Annotated in this window: 14 protein-coding genes; 10 read left to right on the top strand and 4 right to left on the bottom strand. The window is 53.8% G+C overall.

Annotation, left to right across the window (positions count from 1 at the left end; genetic code table 11):
- The first annotated feature begins 51 nt into the window (after window positions 1–51).
- The 9 genes from BLP78_RS03175 (at window position 52) to BLP78_RS15750 (ending at window position 12,951) form a co-directional block, all read left to right on the top strand.
- A complete protein-coding gene (locus tag BLP78_RS03175; RefSeq protein WP_143002880.1) occupies window positions 52–297 on the top strand; it encodes a hypothetical protein in 246 nt (81 codons plus the stop codon).
- A 373-nt stretch (window positions 298–670) separates the two neighbouring features.
- A complete protein-coding gene (locus tag BLP78_RS03170) occupies window positions 671–3,424 on the top strand; it encodes an endo alpha-1,4 polygalactosaminidase (RefSeq protein ID WP_090456419.1) in 2,754 nt (917 codons plus the stop codon).
- A complete protein-coding gene (locus tag BLP78_RS03165) occupies window positions 3,414–6,128 on the top strand; it encodes a tetratricopeptide repeat protein (RefSeq protein ID WP_090456417.1) in 2,715 nt (904 codons plus the stop codon). Before BLP78_RS03170 ends, BLP78_RS03165 begins: the two co-directional genes overlap by 11 nt.
- Window positions 6,125–7,396 carry a GAF domain-containing protein gene (locus BLP78_RS03160; protein ID WP_090456414.1) on the top strand — a complete coding sequence of 424 codons (1,272 nt, stop codon included), beginning with the start codon at window positions 6,125–6,127 and terminating at the stop codon, window positions 7,394–7,396. Before BLP78_RS03165 ends, BLP78_RS03160 begins: the two co-directional genes overlap by 4 nt.
- Window positions 7,396–8,475, top strand: a complete 1,080-nt coding sequence (locus tag BLP78_RS03155) for a protein PelE (RefSeq protein ID WP_090456412.1) — start codon at window positions 7,396–7,398, stop codon at window positions 8,473–8,475. Before BLP78_RS03160 ends, BLP78_RS03155 begins: the two co-directional genes overlap by 1 nt.
- The gene (gene pelF / locus BLP78_RS03150) at window positions 8,472–10,061 is read left to right on the top strand and encodes a GT4 family glycosyltransferase PelF (protein WP_090456409.1); all 1,590 of its coding nucleotides are present in this window, start codon (window positions 8,472–8,474) and stop codon (window positions 10,059–10,061) included. Before BLP78_RS03155 ends, pelF begins: the two co-directional genes overlap by 4 nt.
- 2 nt (window positions 10,062–10,063) lie before the next feature.
- A complete protein-coding gene (gene pelG, locus BLP78_RS03145) occupies window positions 10,064–11,434 on the top strand; it encodes an exopolysaccharide Pel transporter PelG (protein WP_090456407.1) in 1,371 nt (456 codons plus the stop codon).
- 286 nt (window positions 11,435–11,720) lie between these two features.
- On the top strand, window positions 11,721–12,734 hold the full coding sequence (locus BLP78_RS03135; protein WP_218118907.1) for an MFS transporter: 1,014 nt from the start codon (window positions 11,721–11,723) through the stop codon (window positions 12,732–12,734).
- Window positions 12,709–12,951 carry a hypothetical protein gene (locus BLP78_RS15750; protein ID WP_218118906.1) on the top strand — a complete coding sequence of 81 codons (243 nt, stop codon included), beginning with the start codon at window positions 12,709–12,711 and terminating at the stop codon, window positions 12,949–12,951. Before BLP78_RS03135 ends, BLP78_RS15750 begins: the two co-directional genes overlap by 26 nt.
- Before the next feature lie 402 nt (window positions 12,952–13,353).
- Here BLP78_RS15750 and BLP78_RS03130 read toward each other — a convergent pair whose 3' ends face one another.
- A complete protein-coding gene (locus tag BLP78_RS03130) occupies window positions 13,354–14,415 on the bottom strand; it encodes a Fic family protein (RefSeq protein WP_218118905.1) in 1,062 nt (353 codons plus the stop codon).
- 431 nt (window positions 14,416–14,846) lie between these two features.
- Between BLP78_RS03130 and BLP78_RS03125 the strand changes: the two genes are divergently transcribed.
- Window positions 14,847–15,857 (top strand): glutathione S-transferase family protein, encoded by a 1,011-nt coding sequence (locus tag BLP78_RS03125; RefSeq protein ID WP_090456400.1) that lies wholly within the window; start codon window positions 14,847–14,849, stop codon window positions 15,855–15,857.
- 28 nt (window positions 15,858–15,885) lie between these two features.
- Here the strand turns inward: BLP78_RS03125 and BLP78_RS03120 are convergent, their stop codons facing one another.
- The 3 genes from BLP78_RS03120 to BLP78_RS03110 form a co-directional block, all read right to left on the bottom strand.
- Window positions 15,886–16,707: a PEP-CTERM sorting domain-containing protein gene (locus BLP78_RS03120; protein ID WP_176752770.1), complete on the bottom strand. Its 822-nt coding sequence runs from the start codon at window positions 16,705–16,707 to the stop codon at window positions 15,886–15,888.
- Between the two features lie 480 nt (window positions 16,708–17,187).
- Window positions 17,188–18,708 (bottom strand): RimK family protein, encoded by a 1,521-nt coding sequence (locus tag BLP78_RS03115; RefSeq protein WP_090456395.1) that lies wholly within the window; start codon window positions 18,706–18,708, stop codon window positions 17,188–17,190.
- Window positions 18,709–19,173: 465 nt separating this feature from the next.
- Entirely contained in the window at window positions 19,174–20,622 is a 1,449-nt protein-coding gene (locus BLP78_RS03110) for a hypothetical protein (RefSeq protein WP_090456393.1), read from the bottom strand.
- Window positions 20,623–20,821 lie beyond the last annotated feature (199 nt).

Here is a 20,821-nt window from a genome sequence, read left to right as displayed (position 1 = left end):
ATGGGGGTTTTTCATCATCATGCAACCGAGTCCCGCTATGAAATGGCGCGAATGGCCAAGTGGGATCTGCTGCCCAGGCACCTGGTGTCGCCATGGGTTCTTTTTACGGACAGCGAACCGGTAAATACTTGTTGCCATACCGCACGGGCGTCATTGCTGGCAGGATTGCCAAGCGAAAGTGCCCGGCAATTTGATCGTCAAGGCAACACCGTCAAATCATTCCCGCTGGGGAATGCCAGGAGCTCATCCAGCAATGGGCATCCAAATCTGCAAGGATATCTCAACAAGTTTTGCTAACTGCTACATCAAATCCAGTGTTGTCAAGGCTCAGCCAGCATCAAAGCTGCTAGCGGGGTGGAACAGATGGGCTATTGCAGATCAGCTCTGTTTCGTTTTTACTGTTCCCCTGACGCTAGCAAAGGGACTTAAACCTAAATCCGGTAGTTGACCGCTCATTTAATAGACCAGTGTTATGATTAATAACAATATTTCATATTATTTGACGCTCACCTTCCGGATGAGGGCGCTACGGGGTGAATTGCACAGTTTTTGGGGCACATGGCTGCGTTGCAACTTCTTGGAATGGAACGACCATTCCGCGTCGTTGCGCCTTGCCCTGCACCCCAAAAACCGTACACTTCACCCCGTCCAACTACCGGATTTAGGTTAAATGCTCAACAGCAAAATATTATCTTTCCGTTTCTGCATCTGGCAGTTTTTGCTGCCGTTTCTGTTAATGACATCTGCGGTATTCGCTGATGTGCTCGAGCAGCGCGATATTGCGTTTTACTATGGCAGTCGGCCGCCGGTCGAGGATTTGCGCCATTTTGACCAGATCGTCATACAACCGAGCCAGATTTTGCCGCATGAGAAGACAGCGTTGCTGAATCTGGATTCGCTGATATTTGCCTATGTTTCATTCGGTGAAATTGCACGCAACAGCGAGGACTTGGAGCGCATCAAAACAAAATGGTCGATTGGCGTCAACCCGGCATGGAATAGCCTGGTGATGAACATGAACGATCCCGCCTGGCACGAATATTTGCTGGAGCACCATTTTGGCCGCCTGTGGCAGGATGGATACCGCGCGTTTTTCCTCGATACCGTCGATAGCTATCTGATTGTGACGAGCGAAGGCAAGCAACGCGAGGAACAGGAAAAAGGACTGGTTGCGTTACTTGCAGAGGTAAAGCGCCGTTTTCCTGGTTGCAAGCTGATCCTCAATCGGGGCTTTGAAGTACTGGACCGCGCCAGTCAATACGCGGACGGCATGGTTGCCGAATCTCTTTTTCACGGCTTTGATCCTGTGACGGGCAAGCATGCGCCCACCAAGGAAGAAAACCGGGAATGGCTTCTCAACCAGCTCAAGCGTGCGCAAAATGAATTTAACGTGCCGATTACCGTGCTTGATTACGTCGAACCGGGCAATTGGGTTGATGCTGAAAAAACGGCGCGCCAGATTGTCAAGCTTGGGTTCATGCCGTGGGTCGCCAATGGCGACCTGACTTGGCTGGGGCAGGGCCGCCTGCGCCTGGCTCCGCGCAAATTACTCGCGGTCATTAACGGCACGCCCGCGCAACAGATGGATCATGAGCTATTCAAGCATGCGGCCATGCCCCTGGAATACCTTGGCCTGGCGCTGGATTATTGGTACGTCGATCAACTTCCTTTGCCCATCGAACCCCTTGTAGGCCGTTATGCCGGTGTCGTTGCGTGGCTGGGTGAAGACGGCGCCGACGGCACGGGCCGCTATGAGAATGTTTGCGCACGATTGAAAACAGAAGTGGATGCCGGCTTGCCGGTGGTATTCATGGGTCATTTGCCGGCCGGTGTTGCCTGCCGCGATCTGATCGACTATCAGGGGGAGCTGCAACCCACCACCAGCATGCTCAAGCTCGGCGATGTCAATGAACACCTGGGCCGGCCGAGCACGGCGCCGGTAGTAGGAAGCGGTACGCCCGGTGTTCGTGTTCGCGACCGTAACCAGGCGTGGTTGACATTGAGCGACGGAGAGCAGCTGTTTCATCCGGTCTCGGTTGGCACATTGGGAGGATACGCACTACACCCTCACATTTTAACCGAGAATGCATCGGGCCGCCGTGAATGGCTGCTGGACCCTTTTTCTTTTTTTCAGGCTGCATTGCGCCTGCCGGTACAGCCCGTGTTTGATATGACCACCGAAAACGGGCGCCGTCTCGGTATTATCGAAGTGCGCGGCGACCGACTGTTTGCTAAAGACGAGTATGGCGTTGAAGCAATCGGCCGGCTTCGGGCGTGGATCGAAAAAAACAGTGCGCCGGTAACGCTGGGTGTAATAGAAGCAGAAGTGAGCAGTGAAGATCAGCGTAGCAAATTGCGACAGTTGGCTGCGATGCCGCAGGTTCGATTGGCGAGCCACACGTACAGCCATCCTTTTTATTGGGGCGTGTTCGAGGGTAAGACGGATGCCGATCGGCAGCCTTACCGCTATAGCGTGTTCATGGAAGGTTATGCGGCAGATATAACGCGCGAAACCGTGGGTACCATCCCCTTCCTGCAATCGATCGCGCCCAGTTCGCCGTTGTTGCTTATCTGGTCAGGCGATGGCAAGCCGGGACCCGCAGTCTTGGCAGCCACAAAAAAAGAAAACCTGCCCCATTATGGTGGAGGCGGCTTGCGCTGGCAGAGTGGGTCGTTATCTTTCGCCGATCTTTCTCCGGCGCTGCGTCCGACCGAATGGGGTACGCAAGTGTTGACCCCATTGACCGCCGAGCCGTTATTCGCGCAACTCTGGTATGGGGAAGCGCTGAATTTCGGCAGGGTCAGCGATTGGAACCGGCAACTCGATCTTGGGCGTCGGTTGCGTGCTTCATCCATATCGATCAATGCTGATGCACTATTGCATGCACGAGGGGCGGAGCTTCTGGATCAGTTGGCCGATGAGCAGCGTAAAGAGAAGGTGCTTGGCATCTGGGTTGATGAATATGTCCAGCGTGGCAGGGCTTTTCAAACAGCGAGCATTGCACGCGATCTTGAAGGTGATTGGATGCTCTTCGGAGATGCGCTCAGGACGGTACGATTACCTGTTTCGGAAATGAAACCGGAAATCTCGGTTGATATTGTCGGGTATTCCGAACGAAATGCGGATCGCTATATTTATCTGGCACGCAATTATGCCGTCCTCAGCCAGAGGCGCAACAAGCGGGATGCGAGCTCAGCCTTGCGGCTGATAGATGCCAGTGCGCCGCTGAAATCCTGGCATGTCAATTCCGATGGTTCAGCTACGCTATTGTTTGAAGCACGCGGAGAGTTGGCTGTCAGCGTGCCGATATCGTGCGCGCTGAGCATGGGTGGCAAGCCTTTGACCCCTCGCCGTGAAGGCCCGCATTCCATATATGCGGTACCCGCGGACAACGCATCCGGGGAATTTCAGCTTGAGTGTTGAAACGCAGCGAGAATCCTTGCTAAACGCACCTGCGCTAATGTTCCTGAGCGCGGTATTGCTGATTGCCTTCTGGGTTTTGTTTCCACGGCAGCCTGCATTCAGGGACCCGGCCAATCTATCGGCAAAAGACGCCTTGTCAGTGGCTTACCTTCGCGTTCTTGTCCAGTCGGATCCCGGGAACGCTCCGTTGCGTTTGTCGTTCGTTCAGGTGCTGACAGAGGCGGGCATGACTGACGAGGCTGTCCTTGCTATCGATCCTTTGCGACACGCTCCGGAATCGAACCTCACCTATGAAATCCGCATGGCGGAGCTAAAATTGTCGCTGCAGCAGCTTTACCGGCATCCTCCCAAGGATGTCGAAGCGTCGTTGCGATCCCGCACCGCTGAACTCATCCCTTTGCTCTTACGCATTTCGCATAATGACGACGAACTGAACCAAGTGGTTGTATTGGCGGAGCAGTTTGGGGAGCCCTCGGTATTGGCGGAAATCTTCGAGCAACTGCCTGTCCGGCGAAATGAATCTGGCGAAAGGAAAGCGCGTTGGCTCGTTTTTGCCGCAAAGCAGCGCATAGCGGCCAATCAGCCCAGGTTGGCCGCACGCAATCTGTGCAAAGCGTTTGTGATTGAACGAATACCGGCAAAGAAAAAGGAAATTGCGAGATCCTGCTTGCGCGCCTATCTTCAGGCAGGTATCGATCGCGAGGCGTTGAAGGCCGCAGTGCAGGTGCTGAACGGCGGTACTTCCGGCCCTGACAGTGTCAAGGGCGATGCGGAACTTTTGTTGCTGGGTGCCAATATTGCCGAGCCGCTCGAGGATCGCGAACATGCTTTGGCCTGGCTGAAAAAATCGAGCGAATTATTGCCGGGAGACCTCACGCTGGCCGAACGTGTCATACGATTGCAAATTTCGATGGGTTTGTTGGATGAAAGTCTCTCTCGCGCGGCAGTGCTGAGATCATCCCTGGTGCTTGGCAGCGATCGCCACCGGTTGCTTGCCCATATTTATGACTGGAATGGACAACCAGACGATGCGCTGGCTCTATGGCTGTCTTTCGCGCTTCGTAAGGCCGATAACGAGGCGGAGACGCGAGCATTTGCACTTGCGCAGGCGAAACCGGATTACGATGCGCTGGTAAAATTGCTCGAGGCTGTCATGTCGCGCCGCAGGCTTGCCGCGGACGAAGCGGCGGCCTACGTCAAGGCCGGCCTCAGCATTGCGCAGCCTTCGCATGTGGAACAGCAATTGCGGCGGCATGCGGAGCGCTTTGATAATCCTCCGCCGACAATGAAAGCATTGGCGGATTTATTGATTCTCCAGGGCAAGCCTCGCGCGGCGCTCAAAGTGTATGAGGAAATGCCCGATACCCGAGATGGACGGCAACAATTAGCGCTGGCTCGGGTATATGAAGAAGCGGGGGAAACACAAAAAAGCTTCGATCTACTTCATGGAATCAAATCTCCTGATCCAGCGTATGCCGAAGCGTACTGGTTATTACTGGCTAGAGTCTCTACGCAGTTGGGCCAGGATACCCATGCAAGCAAAGCCTACGAAAAGGCGCTGGCGCTTCGGCCAAATGACACGGAAATACTCGATCATCTGCAACGTCTGGCGGTACGCCATCGCGACGATAAAAAGAGCGAGCAACTTGCCCGTTATGGATGGGATCGGCTACGGCGTATAGAAGATTTGCAGCGGCTCATGCGTTTTTCATGGAAGCGAAAAAATCTGGAAGAGCTCGATCATTGGCTCTCCCTGGCCGAATCACTTCCTTCAGTAGCGCAGGCACCGGATTACTGGTATTTCCGATCCATGCGGAAAATGGCAAGCGGAGATCGAGACGCGGCGCGTCAGTCTTTGCGGGAGCTCTTGCGGCTGCGAGGTCCTGACCCCGAAGTTACCGAGGCAATGATCTGGCTGCTATTGTCCGACAAAAAAGTCGATCAGGTATTGCTTGAGGCCATCGTTCGGCCGTACCGTAACCCATCCGGGAATCAATCGGTGGTAAACCCGCCGTTGACCGAAGCCCTGGCAGCGGCGGAGCAAACATTGGGCAAACCCGTTCAGGCAGCGGCGCGGTATTTGGGATCGTTGGAAACGAGGCCTCGGGATTTTTTGTGGACATTGACATTAGCCGATAATATGGAATGGTCGGATTGCCTCGCCAACGCAAACCAGGTCCGCTTCAGCACCTTGCAAATGTTCGCTTCACGGCGTTTCGCCCAAACCGCGGTGGAATATCCCCCACGCCTGGCCGAATACTTTCGTGGACTGAAAGATCCGCTGGCGCAGTCCGGCAATGCGGATAACCTGGAAAAATGGCAATCGATGCGCGAGCGCTGGGGATTTACAAAAACACTGGACAACGCGCGTTATTTTGCACTGCGGCGTGAGCGCGAGCGCCTGCAAACGCCAGCATGGGAGGCATTCGCCGATGCGGTGAAAAATAAGGATCATCCGGCGGTTTCTGCGCAATTATCCGCAATTTCCACTCATCTGGAGCAGCAGCCAGGCGGTCCTTCTTCCCCGAAAATATTGCCGTTATCCATAGATGACGTTGACCGTGCCAATCGATGGCTCGCCGGGGAAGCAGCGCCTAATCAGAGTTCTTTAAATGCAGAATTGGAGGTGTGTCGTGAAACCCTGGCAAAAATCCGTGAATTGCAGATGACGCCCAGCCCGGATAAGGAGCCTGCCAAGCCATGAAAAAACCTTGGCTGGAAGGCATTGAGGTCATCAATGTCAATACGCCCGTCTCGGCCTGGGGTGGCTGGTTCGAGACATTTGTACTGACTGCGATTGTGATTGCGGCATCGTTCATTACCCAGCAGCATGATCCTTTCCGGCTGAATGGCGGGTTTCCGTGGCCGCTTCTCGCTCCTTTGCTGGCGGGGTTACGGTATGGATTCGTCTATGGTTTTGTCAGTGCTTTGCTCATATTGGCAATATTAGGTGTGGCTATCAATCAGCAGTGGCAAATTGCGACCGGTTTTCCATTGCCATGGGCAATTGGCATTGTAGTCGTTGCGATGGTGGCGGGAGAGTTTCGCGATATGTGGGGACGCCGGTTACACCGGTTGGAGGGTGCCTATCAATATCGCGCCGAACGTCTGGAGGAATTCACGCGCAGTTATCAGTTATTACGCCTGTCGCACGACCGCCTGGAGCAGACTGTCGCCAACAGCGGATTTTCGCTGCGTGAAGGCATCATGAACCTGCAATCGACTCTCGATGCCATTGATGGGCTGAGCCCATCTTCATTACAGCGGCTTATCGAGTTCATAGCGGAATATGGTGCATTGACGCAAGCATGTATCGTGGGTATAGCAGCGGACCGGATCGATACGGGCAGAATTCTGGCGTGTATCGGCGGAAATTTTTCGATAAATGACGACGACCCCGTGGTGGCGAGTGCACTTGAAAGCGGCGAGCTGGCGGCAGTCAACCTGATAAACGAATATGCCATGGATCAGGACCAGTTACTGGCCGCTGTTCCCCTGGCTGACTCGACCGGCGAAATTCATGCGATGCTGGTGATTAGATCCATGCCGTTCTTCGCCTTTCAAGAAAATAATTTAAGACTTATTGCGGTGCTTGCGGCGCATGGCGTTGACCATCTTCGTTTTGGCACAGCCAATTCTTCTGTCGGACGCTTCATTGCTTCGTTCGAGCGTGTGCACCAGGATTTCTCAAGATTCAAGCTCGATGCAACGCTCCTGCGGTTGTCCGGCGCACCCGGCGATATCCTGAACGTTTATGGGCAACTGCGGTCTTCCGTTCGTGCTATCGACCTGATGTGTGTGGCTCGAGATAGGGAAAAACCCGTCATCTGGCTTTTGCTGCCCTTGACCGATACCATGAACGCGCGAGCATGGATGCAGCGGGTGGATGATATTCTGGTACGAGTAACCAGCGAGCTGATAGCCATTGGCGACATCGATCCGCAAACGATTCGTACTCTGGAGCCGCACTGATGTATCGGCTGCCCATGCGATGGGGGGTATCAGCCGAGGTATTGGCTGGTTTGCTGCTCTGGTTGAGCGCAAGTGCCTGGATAGCGAATTGGGCAGCGAACTGGGTAGTGCTGGCGGCGGTGTTATCACATTCTGTTTCATCCTATTTTCTTGCCCGGGGTTTCTGGCAATTGCTGCCGCGCCGTTACAAGCTGCCCGCCAGAAGAAGCTTGAGTTTTTTGGTTGCCTTTATATGGATTTTACCGGTCCTCGGTGCGCTTGGTGTACTGTGGAGCATCACCAGCGCTTTACAACGCCCGCGCAGCCGTTCTTCCCACAATGTAAAGATTGTTGCGTTACCTGAACTGCCGTTTTCGCCCCCTGTCATTTTCCCGACACCGCCCTACAGCCAAGGCGCCTTGCGCCAGATTGTGCATTTTGCCGCACGGCCGTTGAAGCGACTGAAGGCGGTGATGGCGACGCGGCATATGGCGCCGCGCGAAGCCATGACCATCTGGTCGAAGGCGACCTGCGATCCCGTCGATGACGTGCGATTGCTGGCTTACGCCATGAGAGACAGCAGCGAAAAAAAACTGACCGACCATATCTCGGCCCTGGTTGAAGCACTGCCGGATGTTCCGGTGCGTATGCGCAATGCCTGCCATAAAGCGATTGCTGCTTTATGTTGGGAACTGGTGTATCACCGTCTGGTACAAGGGGCCGTGAAGCAGCATTGGCTGCAAACCGCACGGCATCATATGGAAGCTGTATTTGGCGCATCAGGCGATGCATCATCGCCTGATGCGCCAACTGTGCCGGATATTGCGGATAAACCTGACGCATCCGTTATGTCCGATGCGGATAGCTGGCTTTTATACGGGCGGATTCTGCTGGAATCGGATGATCTTACGCTCGCTGGGAAAGCGTTCGCCAACGCACGAGCCGGCGGAACGGATGAGCAGAAAATCCTGCCGTGGCTTGCCGAAATAGCTTTCAATGAGCGAAGATTCCCGGAAGTGAAGGTTTATTTATCGGCACTGACGCGGCCCGGCGAGAGAGGGCACGAACTGGCTTTGGTAAGGGCGTGGTGGAACAAATGAATGACATCGTTCGAGCCAATGCAGCCGGGACGTCAGCAGGAACAGGATCAGTGGCAGATCCGGTGGCCGATATTGCCCTGTTACTGGAGGGTACCTATCCGTATGTTCGGGGTGGCGTATCCTCATGGGTACACCAGATCATCACCGGTTTGCCGGAAATCAAATTCGCCGTTATTTTTATCGGCGGCGAAAGGAAAATGTACGGTCCCGCGCAGTATCAATTCCCGCCCAACGTAACGCACGTGGAAACGCATTATTTGCTGAACCAGGATAAACCGCTTAAACCGAATGCGCGGAAAGGCGACCGCAGGGCGTTCTCGGAAATGGACGAGCTGCATGCGCACATGCGCCAATCGTCGACAATGCCAGTCGAGAAAATGACAAAAGCGTTTTCCCGCCTGGGCTCCGCCGGTGGCATCAGCCACGAGGATTTTCTCTATAGCGAAGCTTCATGGGATTACATCACCCGGCAGTACCGCGAGCGTTGCACGGAACCCTCGTTTGTTGCCTATTTCTGGGCGATACGCGCCATGCATGCGCCTCTGTTCGTACTGGCAGATATTGCGGCCGGGTTGCCGCCCGTGCGTGCCGTACACGCCATCTCGACAGGGTATGCGGGGTTGCTGGGTGCGATGATTCGCCTGCGCCGCAATATTCCCTTCGTGCTGACGGAGCACGGTATCTATACGAAAGAGCGGAAAATCGATTTGGCGCAAGCCACCTGGATTCAGGATCACAATGACGACGTATGTAACACCCTGCATGATGAAATGGGATATATCCGCGGCCTCTGGATACGATTTTACGAACAGATCGGCCGCATGGCCTACGCGCAGGCGTCGCCCATCGTCAGCCTGTACGAGGGCAATCGCCTGAGGCAGATTGCGGATGGGGCGGCGGCGGAAAAAACGCTCGTTATTACAAACGGGATCGATCTGCAGCGCTATCGGGTTGCGTTTGAAAAACGCGGTGAAAAAATTCCGCCGGTGCTGGGATTGATCGGGCGGGTGGTGCCCATCAAGGACATCAAGACATTTATTCGGACATTGCGCATGCTGGTCAATGAGCGGCCCGATGCGGAAGGATGGATTGCCGGCCCGGAAGATGAAGACCCATCCTATGTGAATGAGTGCAAAGAACTGGCAGCGAGCCTCGGTTTGCAAGACCACGTCAAGTTCATGGGTTTTCAAAACGTGCTTGAAATTCTTCCGCAGTTGGGCCTGATGGTATTGACTTCGATCAGCGAAGCGTTGCCCTTGGTCGTACTGGAGGCGTTTGCCAGCGGTGTTCCGTGTATCGCCACCGATGTAGGTTCATGCCGCGAGCTTATTGAGGGGAACAGCGAGGAAGACCGCGCCCTCGGCGCGGCGGGAAGCGTGGTTTTCATCGCCGACCCCGAGGGAACGGCGAAAGCGGCGCTCGAACTGCTCAATGACACCGCCAGATGGCACGCGGCGCAACAGGCTGGGTTTGAGCGGGTGAAGCGCTACTATGACGACAAGCTGATGTTCTCATCCTATCGGAATCTTTATGTGAAAGCACTGGATTCGGTGCCGGATGCAGCTAAACCCGTGAAAGTGGCTTGAATATGGCCAATATCGGTCTTGAAATTCGCAAAATGCTGGAGCGCGACAGCTATTGGTCGGTATTGCGCGCTTACGGCTATGCGGGCTTGGTCAGTGGCGGCCCGTGGGTATTATCTATTCTGAGCATCATGATGATCGGCGTCCTTGCCGTCGCGCTGGGGGTTGCCCAGCGGGAAGTCAATGCCTTCCAGATCTGCGTAACCTACCTTATGGCGACTTCATTAATCTGGACCGGTGGCATGCAGTTGATGTTTACGCGCTTTGTCGCCGATCGGGCTTATGCAAGCGCCCAGGCTGAGGTGCTACCCAACTTGTTTGGCGTTCTTTCGATTACCATGGCGGGCGGCTTTCTGTGGGCTGCGCCTGCCATTTTCTGGTTTTTTACCGGACCGTTTTTCCAGAATTTGTTATTGCTGAGCAATTTTGTCGTACTCAGCGGCGCGTGGATCACGCTTATTTTTCTATCGGGAATGAAGGCCTATCGCCGCATAGTCCAGACATTGGGTAAAGGTTATTTGCTCGGCATCGCCGTAGCGCTTGCGGCGTCGCCCTGGGAACTGAATGGGCTATTGCTGGGCGTGCTGACCGGCCACGCCTATCTGTTGTTTTCATTCCTGCGCCACATTGTCCGCGAATATCCCGGAAGCACGCTGCTCAAGTTTGATTTTCTTAATCAACGCAGGAGTTTCTATAGTTTATTTGCTGTCGGTACCCTTTATTATCTGGCAGTCTGGGTCGACAAATTCATATTCTGGTTTGTGCCGCATACTTCCGAGGCAGTAATCGGTCCCTTGCGTGCTTCCATCATTTACGATCTTCCAATTTTTCTGGCCTATCTGTTCATTTTGCCCGGCATGGCCGTATTTCTGGTGAGTATGGAGGCTGATTTCGCACAGCAGCATGAGCGTTTTTACCGCGCAGTCCGTGAAGGCGATACGCTTATGCATATTGAATATAGACGGGACCGGATGGTATACGCTGCTCGGCAGGGAATCTACGAGATTTTCAAAGTGCAGGGCCTGACGGTCGTGCTGTGCCTGTTATGGGGCAGGGAGCTGCTGCACGTGGTAGGTATTTCCCCGCTATATATACATTTGTTTTATATCGATGTCGTTGCAGTCAGTGTGCAGGTGCTGTTGATGGCGATACTCAACGTGTTGTTCTATCTCGACGCCCGCCGCGAGGTCCTGATCATCACCGCCTTTTTCTTTATCACGAATCTGCTGTTCACCTTTGCCACATTGCACCTTGGTGCCGAAACTTTCGGTTATGGATTTGCCGCCTCGGTAACGCTGTCCGCGTTTCTCAGCCTCTTTATCCTTTCGCATAAATTCAACCGCCTGGAGTATGAAACATTCATGTTGCAGAATTAACATGATTATCAGCGGTGAAGTATTGAACAGGAAGCTGTCGATTGACGGGAAACAGCTCCCTTGAAATTAAAAACAGTCGACGTCGCGCAGGGGGTGCGGAAGGCGAGGCTTGACTTCGATTACAGCCGGGATCCGTGGCGGAGCCACAAATCGATTGAAGCCTTCCCTGACTGTACCGATATTACCTGCCTGATAGCGTTCATCCAACAAGCAACGGTGCACCGTGTCAGATCTTGCCAGAGCTGGTTTTGGCAAACAGTGACCTTCCATCAGAATAACAGCCTCCATGCCCATAACGCCGCGCGAGACTGCCGTCCATTCCTCGACTAGGGAAGAAATACTGCTTACCGGGCCTCTCACGGCGCTCTTCGCGACGTCGGTAGGGGTCGTCGTCACCAATCTCTACGCTCCGCAGACCTTGATCGGCCTGATCGGCCCGTCGCTTGGCCTCGCCGAAGCAAGCGGCGGGTTCGTCTCCATGGCGACCTTGCTTGGCTACGCTATTGGCCTCTTCCTTTTGGTTCCGCTGGCCGATCTCCTGGAAAATCGTAAGCTGATCGTCCAGATGCTCGGATGTGCGGCGATAAGCGCGATTGCAGCCGCCTTCGCTCCAAGCGCGGCTTTACTGCTGGCGATTCTTTTCATTCTTGGGGCTGCGTGTTCTGCTATCCACATTCTGGTTCCCGTCGCCGCGTCAATGGTACCGCCAGAGCAACGCGGCCGCGTCATCGCGGACGTCATGGGTGGGTTGATGATCGGCATTGTACTGTCGAGGCCGCTTGCGAGCGTCATCACCGATGCCTTTGGATGGCGCGCTTTTTACGGTGTGAGCGCTTTCGCCCTGGCGATGCTCACGTTCACGCTCGCTGCGCGCCTGCTCGAGCGTCGGCCGACGACACGCTCGACCTATCCAGTGCTGATCGCCTCGCTTTGGCATCTATTGCGCGTGGAACCTGTGCTACGGCGCCGAGCGCTCACGGCGGGCTTGGCCATGGCCGCGTTCAGCCTATTCTGGACTGCTGTCGCACTCAGGTTGATGCAACCGCCGTTCGAACTCGACCAAGGTGAAATCGCTTTGTTCGCGCTCGTCGGCGCGGTCGGCGCCGACGGTGACGCCGCTTGTCGGGCGAGCGGGCGATCTCGGCTGGACGCAATCGGGAACGATCGCATCCCATCTCCTGATCGTGGTGGCCTTCGCGCTTGCGGGATGGGGCGGATCGGCACATGTCGAGCCGCTGCTCCAATCCCTTCTTCTCATGGGTGCAGGTGCGGTTTTGCTCGATATCGGCGTCGTTGGTGACCACAACCTCGGTCGTCGGGTCATCAATCTTCTCCAGCCGGAGGCACTCGGCCGGCTCAACGGCCTTTTCGTAGGTCTCTTCTTCCTCGGCGGAGCGGCCGGCGCGGCCACTGTGGGGATCGCCTGGGCTTGGGGTGGATGGATAGCGGTTTGCCTTATCGGCGCTGCGTGCGGAATCGCCGCCTTGCTTGTCGACTGGACCGGTGAGGCCATGTGAGCGAGCTTTTTACGCCCCGCGGGTGTCAAGTTGGAACCACTCTTACCCTTCAGCACAATAAAATCAGATATTGCGCTACTGCTGTCGTCTTCATGTGCCCAGCTGTTTGCGTGCCTCCGTACTTATGCTGAGCTAATCCGATCCAGGAGAGTGGTACCAGAAGTAGGTTGGGCTATGCCCAACGCCTTTTTCGATCATGGGACAAAGCCCCACCTACTTTACGATATTGATACCTTTATATTGTTGTGCTACCAAAATTTATCCGCCCACTTCCATTAGAATTATTTCTAATGGAAGTCCTGGTTAATCCGGTTTACCTCAATCATTCACGCCATCGGATTCTCGGCAGTATGCGAACTGCGGCGCGTGATACTCGATGATGAATTAAATCACCTCATTTTTCTATTGTGCGAAACCCGGCCATAGTTTGTCTTCCTTATCCAGTATCAGCAATTCCTTCTTTCTCAAGTCCGAGAGATCTCGCTGTTTCGTTTTCTCGCTGCGCTTCACGTACAGAGCAACATACCATGGAGCGACGCGTATGGCGTCAAGCCTTGTTGGTCCATTTTTCAGCACCTGGGAGGCAATGGCATATTGGCGAATGTTGATCTCCTTGTTATCAGACATCCTTTTCAGCATGTTTTCAAATAATAAAACCTTGATGATCAGATTTGTCCGCTCATGCAGTCTTTTAATGGTCTCCAGCATTCCCTCGAGGTGAAACATGACAAAATCGAGGTTCGGGTTTTCCGCGCTGCGCTTGGCCTTTAATCTGCAAGTATTGAATAGCCTGAAATACTGCTGGATTTCAGAGAGGTAAAACCTTGCTAGTGCAAAAGGAGCATATTTGTAATCCGCTGCAAGCAAAATAGTAGCCTCTACCACTCTGCCTACCCGTCCATTGCCATCCCAGAACGGATGAATAAGTTCGAAGTAGTAGTGAAATAAAGGTGCTCTAATCAGTGCAGGAACCTGCTGTCTTTGTAGTTCCGTGTGCCAATCCACCAGCGCAGCAAGCAAGCGGGCAACGTCACGGCCAAATTGAGGCGGTTTGTAGCTCCCGCCAGTTGCCGCTCCACCCACTCGGGTGACAACGTTCTTCGGGTTGTCGCGCAATTGCCCAGGCTGGTTACGTTCTTCAACGCTGGTTAGCCCATCAGTTATCAGCGCATGAAGCTGGCGAATAAACGCCACTGTGGGTCGCCACTTGGAATCTGCTGCTGCCCCATGTGAAAAATCATAAGCTTTTTTTATGTTTCCGACACGGCGGGCCTCTTCTTCCTTGAGTTTCGCGGGATCTTCTTCCAATACCTGAGCAGTTTCCTGTTCTGTCAGTAACCCGCCTTCTATCGTGTTCGTTCCATAAATACCGGATACCAGGATTTCCTTCTCAAGCTGGTTCGCCACTTGCGATAGAGGGGAATTCCGAAAGAAGCCATGCACATCCTCGACGCGTAAAAGCATAGACTCCATCTTTGGCAAATCTACCCCAAGCTCAAAGATAAACGGCCCAAAACGATCGGTTTCTACTCGAAGGTGATAATTCGGAGGTATCATTATTGTCCAGAGAAATGTCTAGATTAATTCGTGAAAAATCTATTTAATCATAAGAAGTTATTTTTATCAATTGAATAAAATCGCAAGGATAATGTCCTGAGAAGAGCCCAATTTTCCGGCTTTAGCGCTGGGCTTGGCGCAATTTTTTACGAAAGCCTCGTTTGCAGCGGTTCGTATAGTGCCAGTTATACATGAGAGATACGAGGTAAGAGGTTAAGCTTGTCGCAGCGTACATCCGGTGGACATCGACTGCCGGCTGATCTTCCAACCCTTCGTAAACCATCTACTCTTACGTTACACTGTTACACATCAAGTCGGCGAAATGGGGGAGGTACAAGATGGGTTTGCTCATCAAAGGCAAATGGGTGGACGAATGGTACGACACCAAATCGACGGGCGGCAGTTTCGTCCGCACGAATGCCCAGTTTCGCAACTGGATCACGCCGGATGGCAGTCCCGGCCCAAGCGGTGAGAGCGGATTTCCCGCTGAGGCGGGCCGCTACCACCTCTATATTTCGCTGGCCTGTCCATGGGCGCATCGAACACTGATTTTTCGCGCGCTGAAAGGCTTGGGCGACGCGATAAGCATCTCCATAGTCAATCCATATATGGGTGATCACGGCTGGACGTTCGAGCAGGCTCCCAGCGTGGTGCCTGATCCGGTCGGCAATGCGTGCTATCTTTATGAAGTCTACATGCGCGCCGATCTGGAATATAGCGGCAGGGTGACTGTGCCGGTGCTGTGGGATTTGCAGCGGAACACTATCGTCAATAATGAATCAGGCGAGATTATCCGCATGCTGAATTCTGCTTTTGATGGCGTTGGCGCTACGAGAGAAGATTTTGCGCCGGCTGCGCTGCTGCCCCAAATCGACGAGATTAACGGCCGCGTCTATCACGATGTCAACAATGGAGTTTATAAGGCGGGCTTTGCCACCGATCAGCAGGTCTACGAGAATGCCGTCGGGGTTTTATTTGAATGCCTGGACAACCTCGATCAGCGTCTGTCACATCAGCGCTATCTTGTGGGCGGTCGTCTCACCGAAGCCGACTGGCGGCTCTTCACCACGCTGGTTCGCTTCGATTCGGTCTACCATGGCCACTTTAAATGTAACCTCAGGCGTCTGACGGATTATCCGAATCTCTGGGGTTTCACCCGCGAGCTATACCAGTGGCCCAACATTGCGGAGACGGTGAACATGCAGCACATCAAGGCGCACTATTACCGCAGCCATCCAACTATCAATCCCAACGGTATTGTGCCGGCTGGGCCGATCCTGGACTTTGATCAGCCTCACGATCGCGCACGGCTGCCTGACTCTGATCAGAGCTCGAGCAGTCAGGATTAGCGCTGCCTGATCCGGCAATCCACTTTTCTTATGGGCTTCCTGCCGCATTACGCGGCGCTAATTCAATTCGATTCTGCAGTCGTCTCGACATATTTCCACCTCTTCGAAAATTCAATCCGATTGTCATACCAAGCAGAATGAGGAGCCACGTAGGAGGCTCAGGCACCGCGAAAACATCGAATTCGCCAAAGATATTGAAGGTGAACTGTGAAGGGAACGACGAGGGCCCTGCAACTTGATTATCAAAAATCGCCTGCGTGGAATGATCGCCATGGGATTGGCTTCCTACCATGTGCTGCGCATCTTTACCAAGAATAGTGCGAAGGAAATCACTATGGAGAAAATAGCCGGTGTTGTTTACCGTAATGTCGGCCCATGCCCGGTTGAGGGTGGACCCATTCGGTTGCCTGTCGTTTACGCTTTCAAAAACCCCTCCCGACTGGAGACCAAGCCAAAATTGACCATCTGAAGCTCGATCATAGGCGTTCGACGAGGAAGGATCGAAGTTCTTGGTCGATCCCTGTCCGACATAAAAATTAAAAAAGTCTCCTGGTAACAAGCCAAATTCGAGGTGGCTGAAATCTCTGGACTGATCGATTATGGAAAAGTGAAAACGCCCTGTCAGCTCGTTGTCTGCCAGTTGGCTTGAAAAGTCGGCTCCGCTTGCAACGCCCTGAATTCGAGTGATATTCACTACACCTTTAAATACATCGCCACTGTCGGGCAGGTGGTTTCCGTTTTTGTCGTCGAAGAACTCCTGGCCAGCATAGCTTAATCGGGTGATCTCGCCATCCGGTAACACGATAAGCGGTGCTGCATGGCTCAGGCTGACGAGGCTAGCAAGTCCCAATCCAAAAATCCGTCTGGTAAGCGAATAGTTTCGCCGGGGTTGCATGAGATTTCCTCTATGGATGTGTGTTCAATTAAATGAACGATTAACGTGGGATCAGGAATATCTAATTAATATTAATAAGATTCGTTACGTCGGAAGATTTTATTTTACATTATGGCGTATTCTGTAGCTGGACAGTAAAAAATGCTTTCCTGGCTGAGGTTATTCTGGCTTGATGGCAGTGTTAGAAGTCGACGTAATTTGACGAGAAAGAAATTGACGCATCAGCTTTGGCGCATCCAGGGGCACGTTGACAGTCACGCTTCATCGCTTTGATGCTATGGACAGGATGCATCCCTGCATCGCTTCAAGGATTGCTAGTGTCTGATTTTACGGCTGGTCCGAATGGTGACAAATCAACGAGCAGAAGTATTTATAAAGATATTCTCTATATTGACGGCTATGCGGCCAGCTCCAGGAAAACCGTAAAAATTCTCGTCAGGTTTCGCCGCTGACGCTTTTATGGCCTCGTTTTCGGGCTTCGATACGCTTCAGAAAAACACCCATCACTTCCCGATATAACGCATCCTTGAGTACGGCGTCTTCGTTACCGGCATCCACATTAGGATTATCGTTGACTTCGATCACATAACAGCGGTTACCGGATTGCTTGATATCCACGCCATAGAAGCCATCACCGATGAGATTTGCCGATTTGAGTGCAATTCTGACTACTTCTGGTGGTGCTTCGCCCAGCGGGATGGCCTGGGTGGGACCTTCGCTCATTTTGCGTTTCTGCGCGTCGCGCTTGATGACCTGCCAGTGTCCGGGGGGAAAGTAATATTTGGCAACGAATAATGGCTTCCGGTCGAGTATTCCGATCCGCCAGTCGAATTCGGTAGGCAGCCATTCCTGGGCAATAACGAGTACCGATTTGGCCAGCAGCTCGGTTATGCGGGGCAGCAGTTCGGCTTCTGTTTCGATTTTTACCACCCCGCGCGAGAATGAACTGTCCGGCTGCTTCAGTATGCAAGGAAGACCGAGCTCAGGGATGATGCGAGCGATATTGCCCCGGTGCACCAACAACGTTTTGGGGGTTTGTATATTGTGCCGAGCGAGGAGCTCGGCCAGATAGACCTTATTGTTGCACTTGAGGATGGATTCGGGATCGTCGATCACCACCAGTCTTTCTGCAGATGCCAGCCGCGAGAAGTAATAAGTATAGTGATTGACAAAGGTCGTGTCGCGGATGAACAGTGCGTCGAATTGAGGCAACCGGCCGATGTCGGCGCGGGTAATAAATTTCACGCGCATACTCATTTCCTCGGCGGCATCCTTGAATTTTTGCAAAGCTTTCGCATTGGAAGGAGGCTCTGGATTATCCGGATCGTGAAGAATTGCGAGATCGAAGCGAGAAATGTGTTTCTTCGACCACCTAGGACTCTTGACCTTAGAATATTGGGTTGCCGCAAGCACGGCAAACTCCTGATGCGAGATGGATATATCGCTTGCATCAATCACCCGTACGCTGCGCAAAAACCATTGGTTGCGATGGCGTTCGAAGCGGGCGGACAGGAGCGGCAACTGTAACAGATTGAACAGCTGGTGGCCGAGCCTGTTATAACGACTATCTGTGGTGCGGCCGAAATAGATGCTGAGCTCGAAATCATCCATTGTCAGCGGCGCGAGCAGACGCTGGATCAAGGCGCTCAGATCCTCGGCAAGGTGGCGCACCAGGTTCTGGGATTGCAAATCCTCGATCGCGCCGACCTTGGGCAGCGGTTTATGCCCGCGAGCCTCTGCAAGCAGCGAAACATAATAGCCCAAGCTCTGGTAATGGTAGGATTTGCAAAGGTTGAAAACTCTGGCGGAGCGATTCAGGGAACGGCGGGTGTGGCCGGCATTATGGTTTACAGCAAACCCTGAATCGGTCAGATATGTTCGCGCCGATACGATTGTTACGTCCGGAATCTCCAGGGGCCAATCATCGGGTTCCTCGACGATAATGAGTATGGGCATGGAAAGCCTCTGATCTCTCGCTGCTTGTTTTGCATCGCATCGCGTAATGATCCTAAATCCGGTAGTTGATCGCTCATTTAATATATCAGTGTTATGATTAATAACAACATTTCATATTATTTGACGCTCACCTTCCGGGTGAGGGCGCTACGGGGTGAATTGCACAGTTTTTGGGGCACATGGCTGCGTTGCAACTTCTTGGAATGGAGCGGCGCCCCGAAGCGTCGCCCGAGGGGCCCCGCGAAGCGGGGATCGGGCAGCGCAGGGGATGCCGCGATCGCGCTCTACACGCAAGGGGGCGCCCGCATCCCGCTTCGGGGTCGCACCTTCCTGCGGAAGGCACTGCTCCGCCCTACGCGGTCGCATTCCGCGTCGTTGCGCCTTGCCCTGCACCCCAAAAACCGTACACTTCTCCCCGTCCAACTACCGGATTTAGGATAACCCGAAAATCATATTTCCTGAAATTTACAGGGTGGGCTGGCGGGCACTTTTGCTGGTTTCGCCAGGCGGAGTCCCGGCACTACGCAAATTGACGAATTTGCTTAATGTATCGAACCAGAAGGGAGCGCCCATCGATACGGCAAGTATGGAAAGCAGCAGGCCGAACAGCTTGTAAAACACCCAGCCTGCGTAATCCCACGTCCGCTCGGGGCTTCGAAAATATCCGGCGTCATTGGCGTCAGATGACCATCCTACCGGCAGCTTGATGCTCTCTGCCGTTTTAAGAACTGCTTGCAGGCCCGGATTGTTATTTTTTGCTTCGGTGGGTGGCGATTTCGCAGGCTGAGATGCCGTCCCTTCCGTGGAGGGAGTGGTCTGCTCCAAGGCGGGCGGGGTCTTCACGGCATCTTGCGCCGCAGCGACCAGTGACGCGCGCAAGGCGCTATCTGTCGAAAGCCGCTGAATGAGCATGACCGTATCCGCATTGGAAACAATAACGACGGCGGCCGCCAGAAAAAGCAACACGCGCTGGGTCCAGCGCTTGTACCAGCCGCCCACCCTTTCCATGGCATTATTGAACCAGCCTTCGAGATTCTTCCGAAACGCTTCCGCCTGGTGTTCGACAGCAGCGACTTCGCGCCGCGTTTTGTCTACAAGGACAAGAAGGGTTTCTTTTGTATCTCCTTCGGGCAGCCTTTTCAGACCTTCCTGAATATTGCCCAATAGATCGGGAGACTGGGCGGCGAAAGTACGGGCGAAGGCCAGCGCCTCTTTAAGGGTAGTACCTGCTGCCAGGAGCAGTCTCGCTTCCCTGGGGTTTTTGGCGGATGCGATTGCGGCGCGCCGCGCGTCGAGCATTTTAATCGCGGCGTTTATGGTGTCGACGGTATTTTTTGCCTGTGTTGCAACGTTGGCAAGGCTGGCACCTTCCGGGGCGCTTTCGGCGGACTGCATGGCTTTATCGTATGCCGCCTTTGCCTGGTTCGCGATATTCTCGAGCGCTGCCTGGGCTTGCTCCTGGGCGGCCTTCGCCTGATCGGCGGCTTCGGCGAGCTGGGGATTGCCAGGCGTTGCGGCTGCTGCTTCGAGAGCTTTTCCATAGGTGTCGTCCGCGCTTTCGGCAGTTGCAAGCAGATCGCCGTACTTGCCGGTGATAACGCCGCGTGCGCCAAGAATATCCAGCAACGCCAGCGAGAAGTTCTGCCCGGACATATAGGAGGGCAAGCGGGTCACTTTATTCGGGTTGGAAGCATACTGCGAAATGCCGCCTATCAGTCCGTGGTTGTAGACTTGCTGCGCCAGCCCGGTGAACTCGGGATCGTTGAGAAGATTTTTAATTCCTCCCATGAGGTTTCTTCCCCGCTTGTCGATGAGCGACGCGATCCCCTCGTTAAGGGCCGTGCATATGAGGCTCAGGAGCAAGTAGACGAAAATGATACCGATTGCCACTTCCAGTATATTTGAGCCGAACATTTACGCCTCCATCTACAGGAATCGTGTTATTCATAGTTCAGAATAGCAGAATAACGCTTATCCGCAGGCGCTAGAGCCGGCTTATGCGAGTTGGAAATGAAATCGAGTCGGAAGAGGGTCATGAATGGCGGAGCTGCCCACTGGCACCGTTATCTCGCCGATGGCAAAGTCGTGCAAGAATTCTTGTGTAAGGTGGGGG

Origin of the sequence: Nitrosospira sp. Nsp1 (assembly GCF_900100985.1) — a bacterium.
GTDB lineage: Bacteria > Pseudomonadota > Gammaproteobacteria > Burkholderiales > Nitrosomonadaceae > Nitrosospira.
Note: the sequence above shows the minus strand (reverse complement) of the source record. Positions and strands in the feature narration are given on the sequence as shown.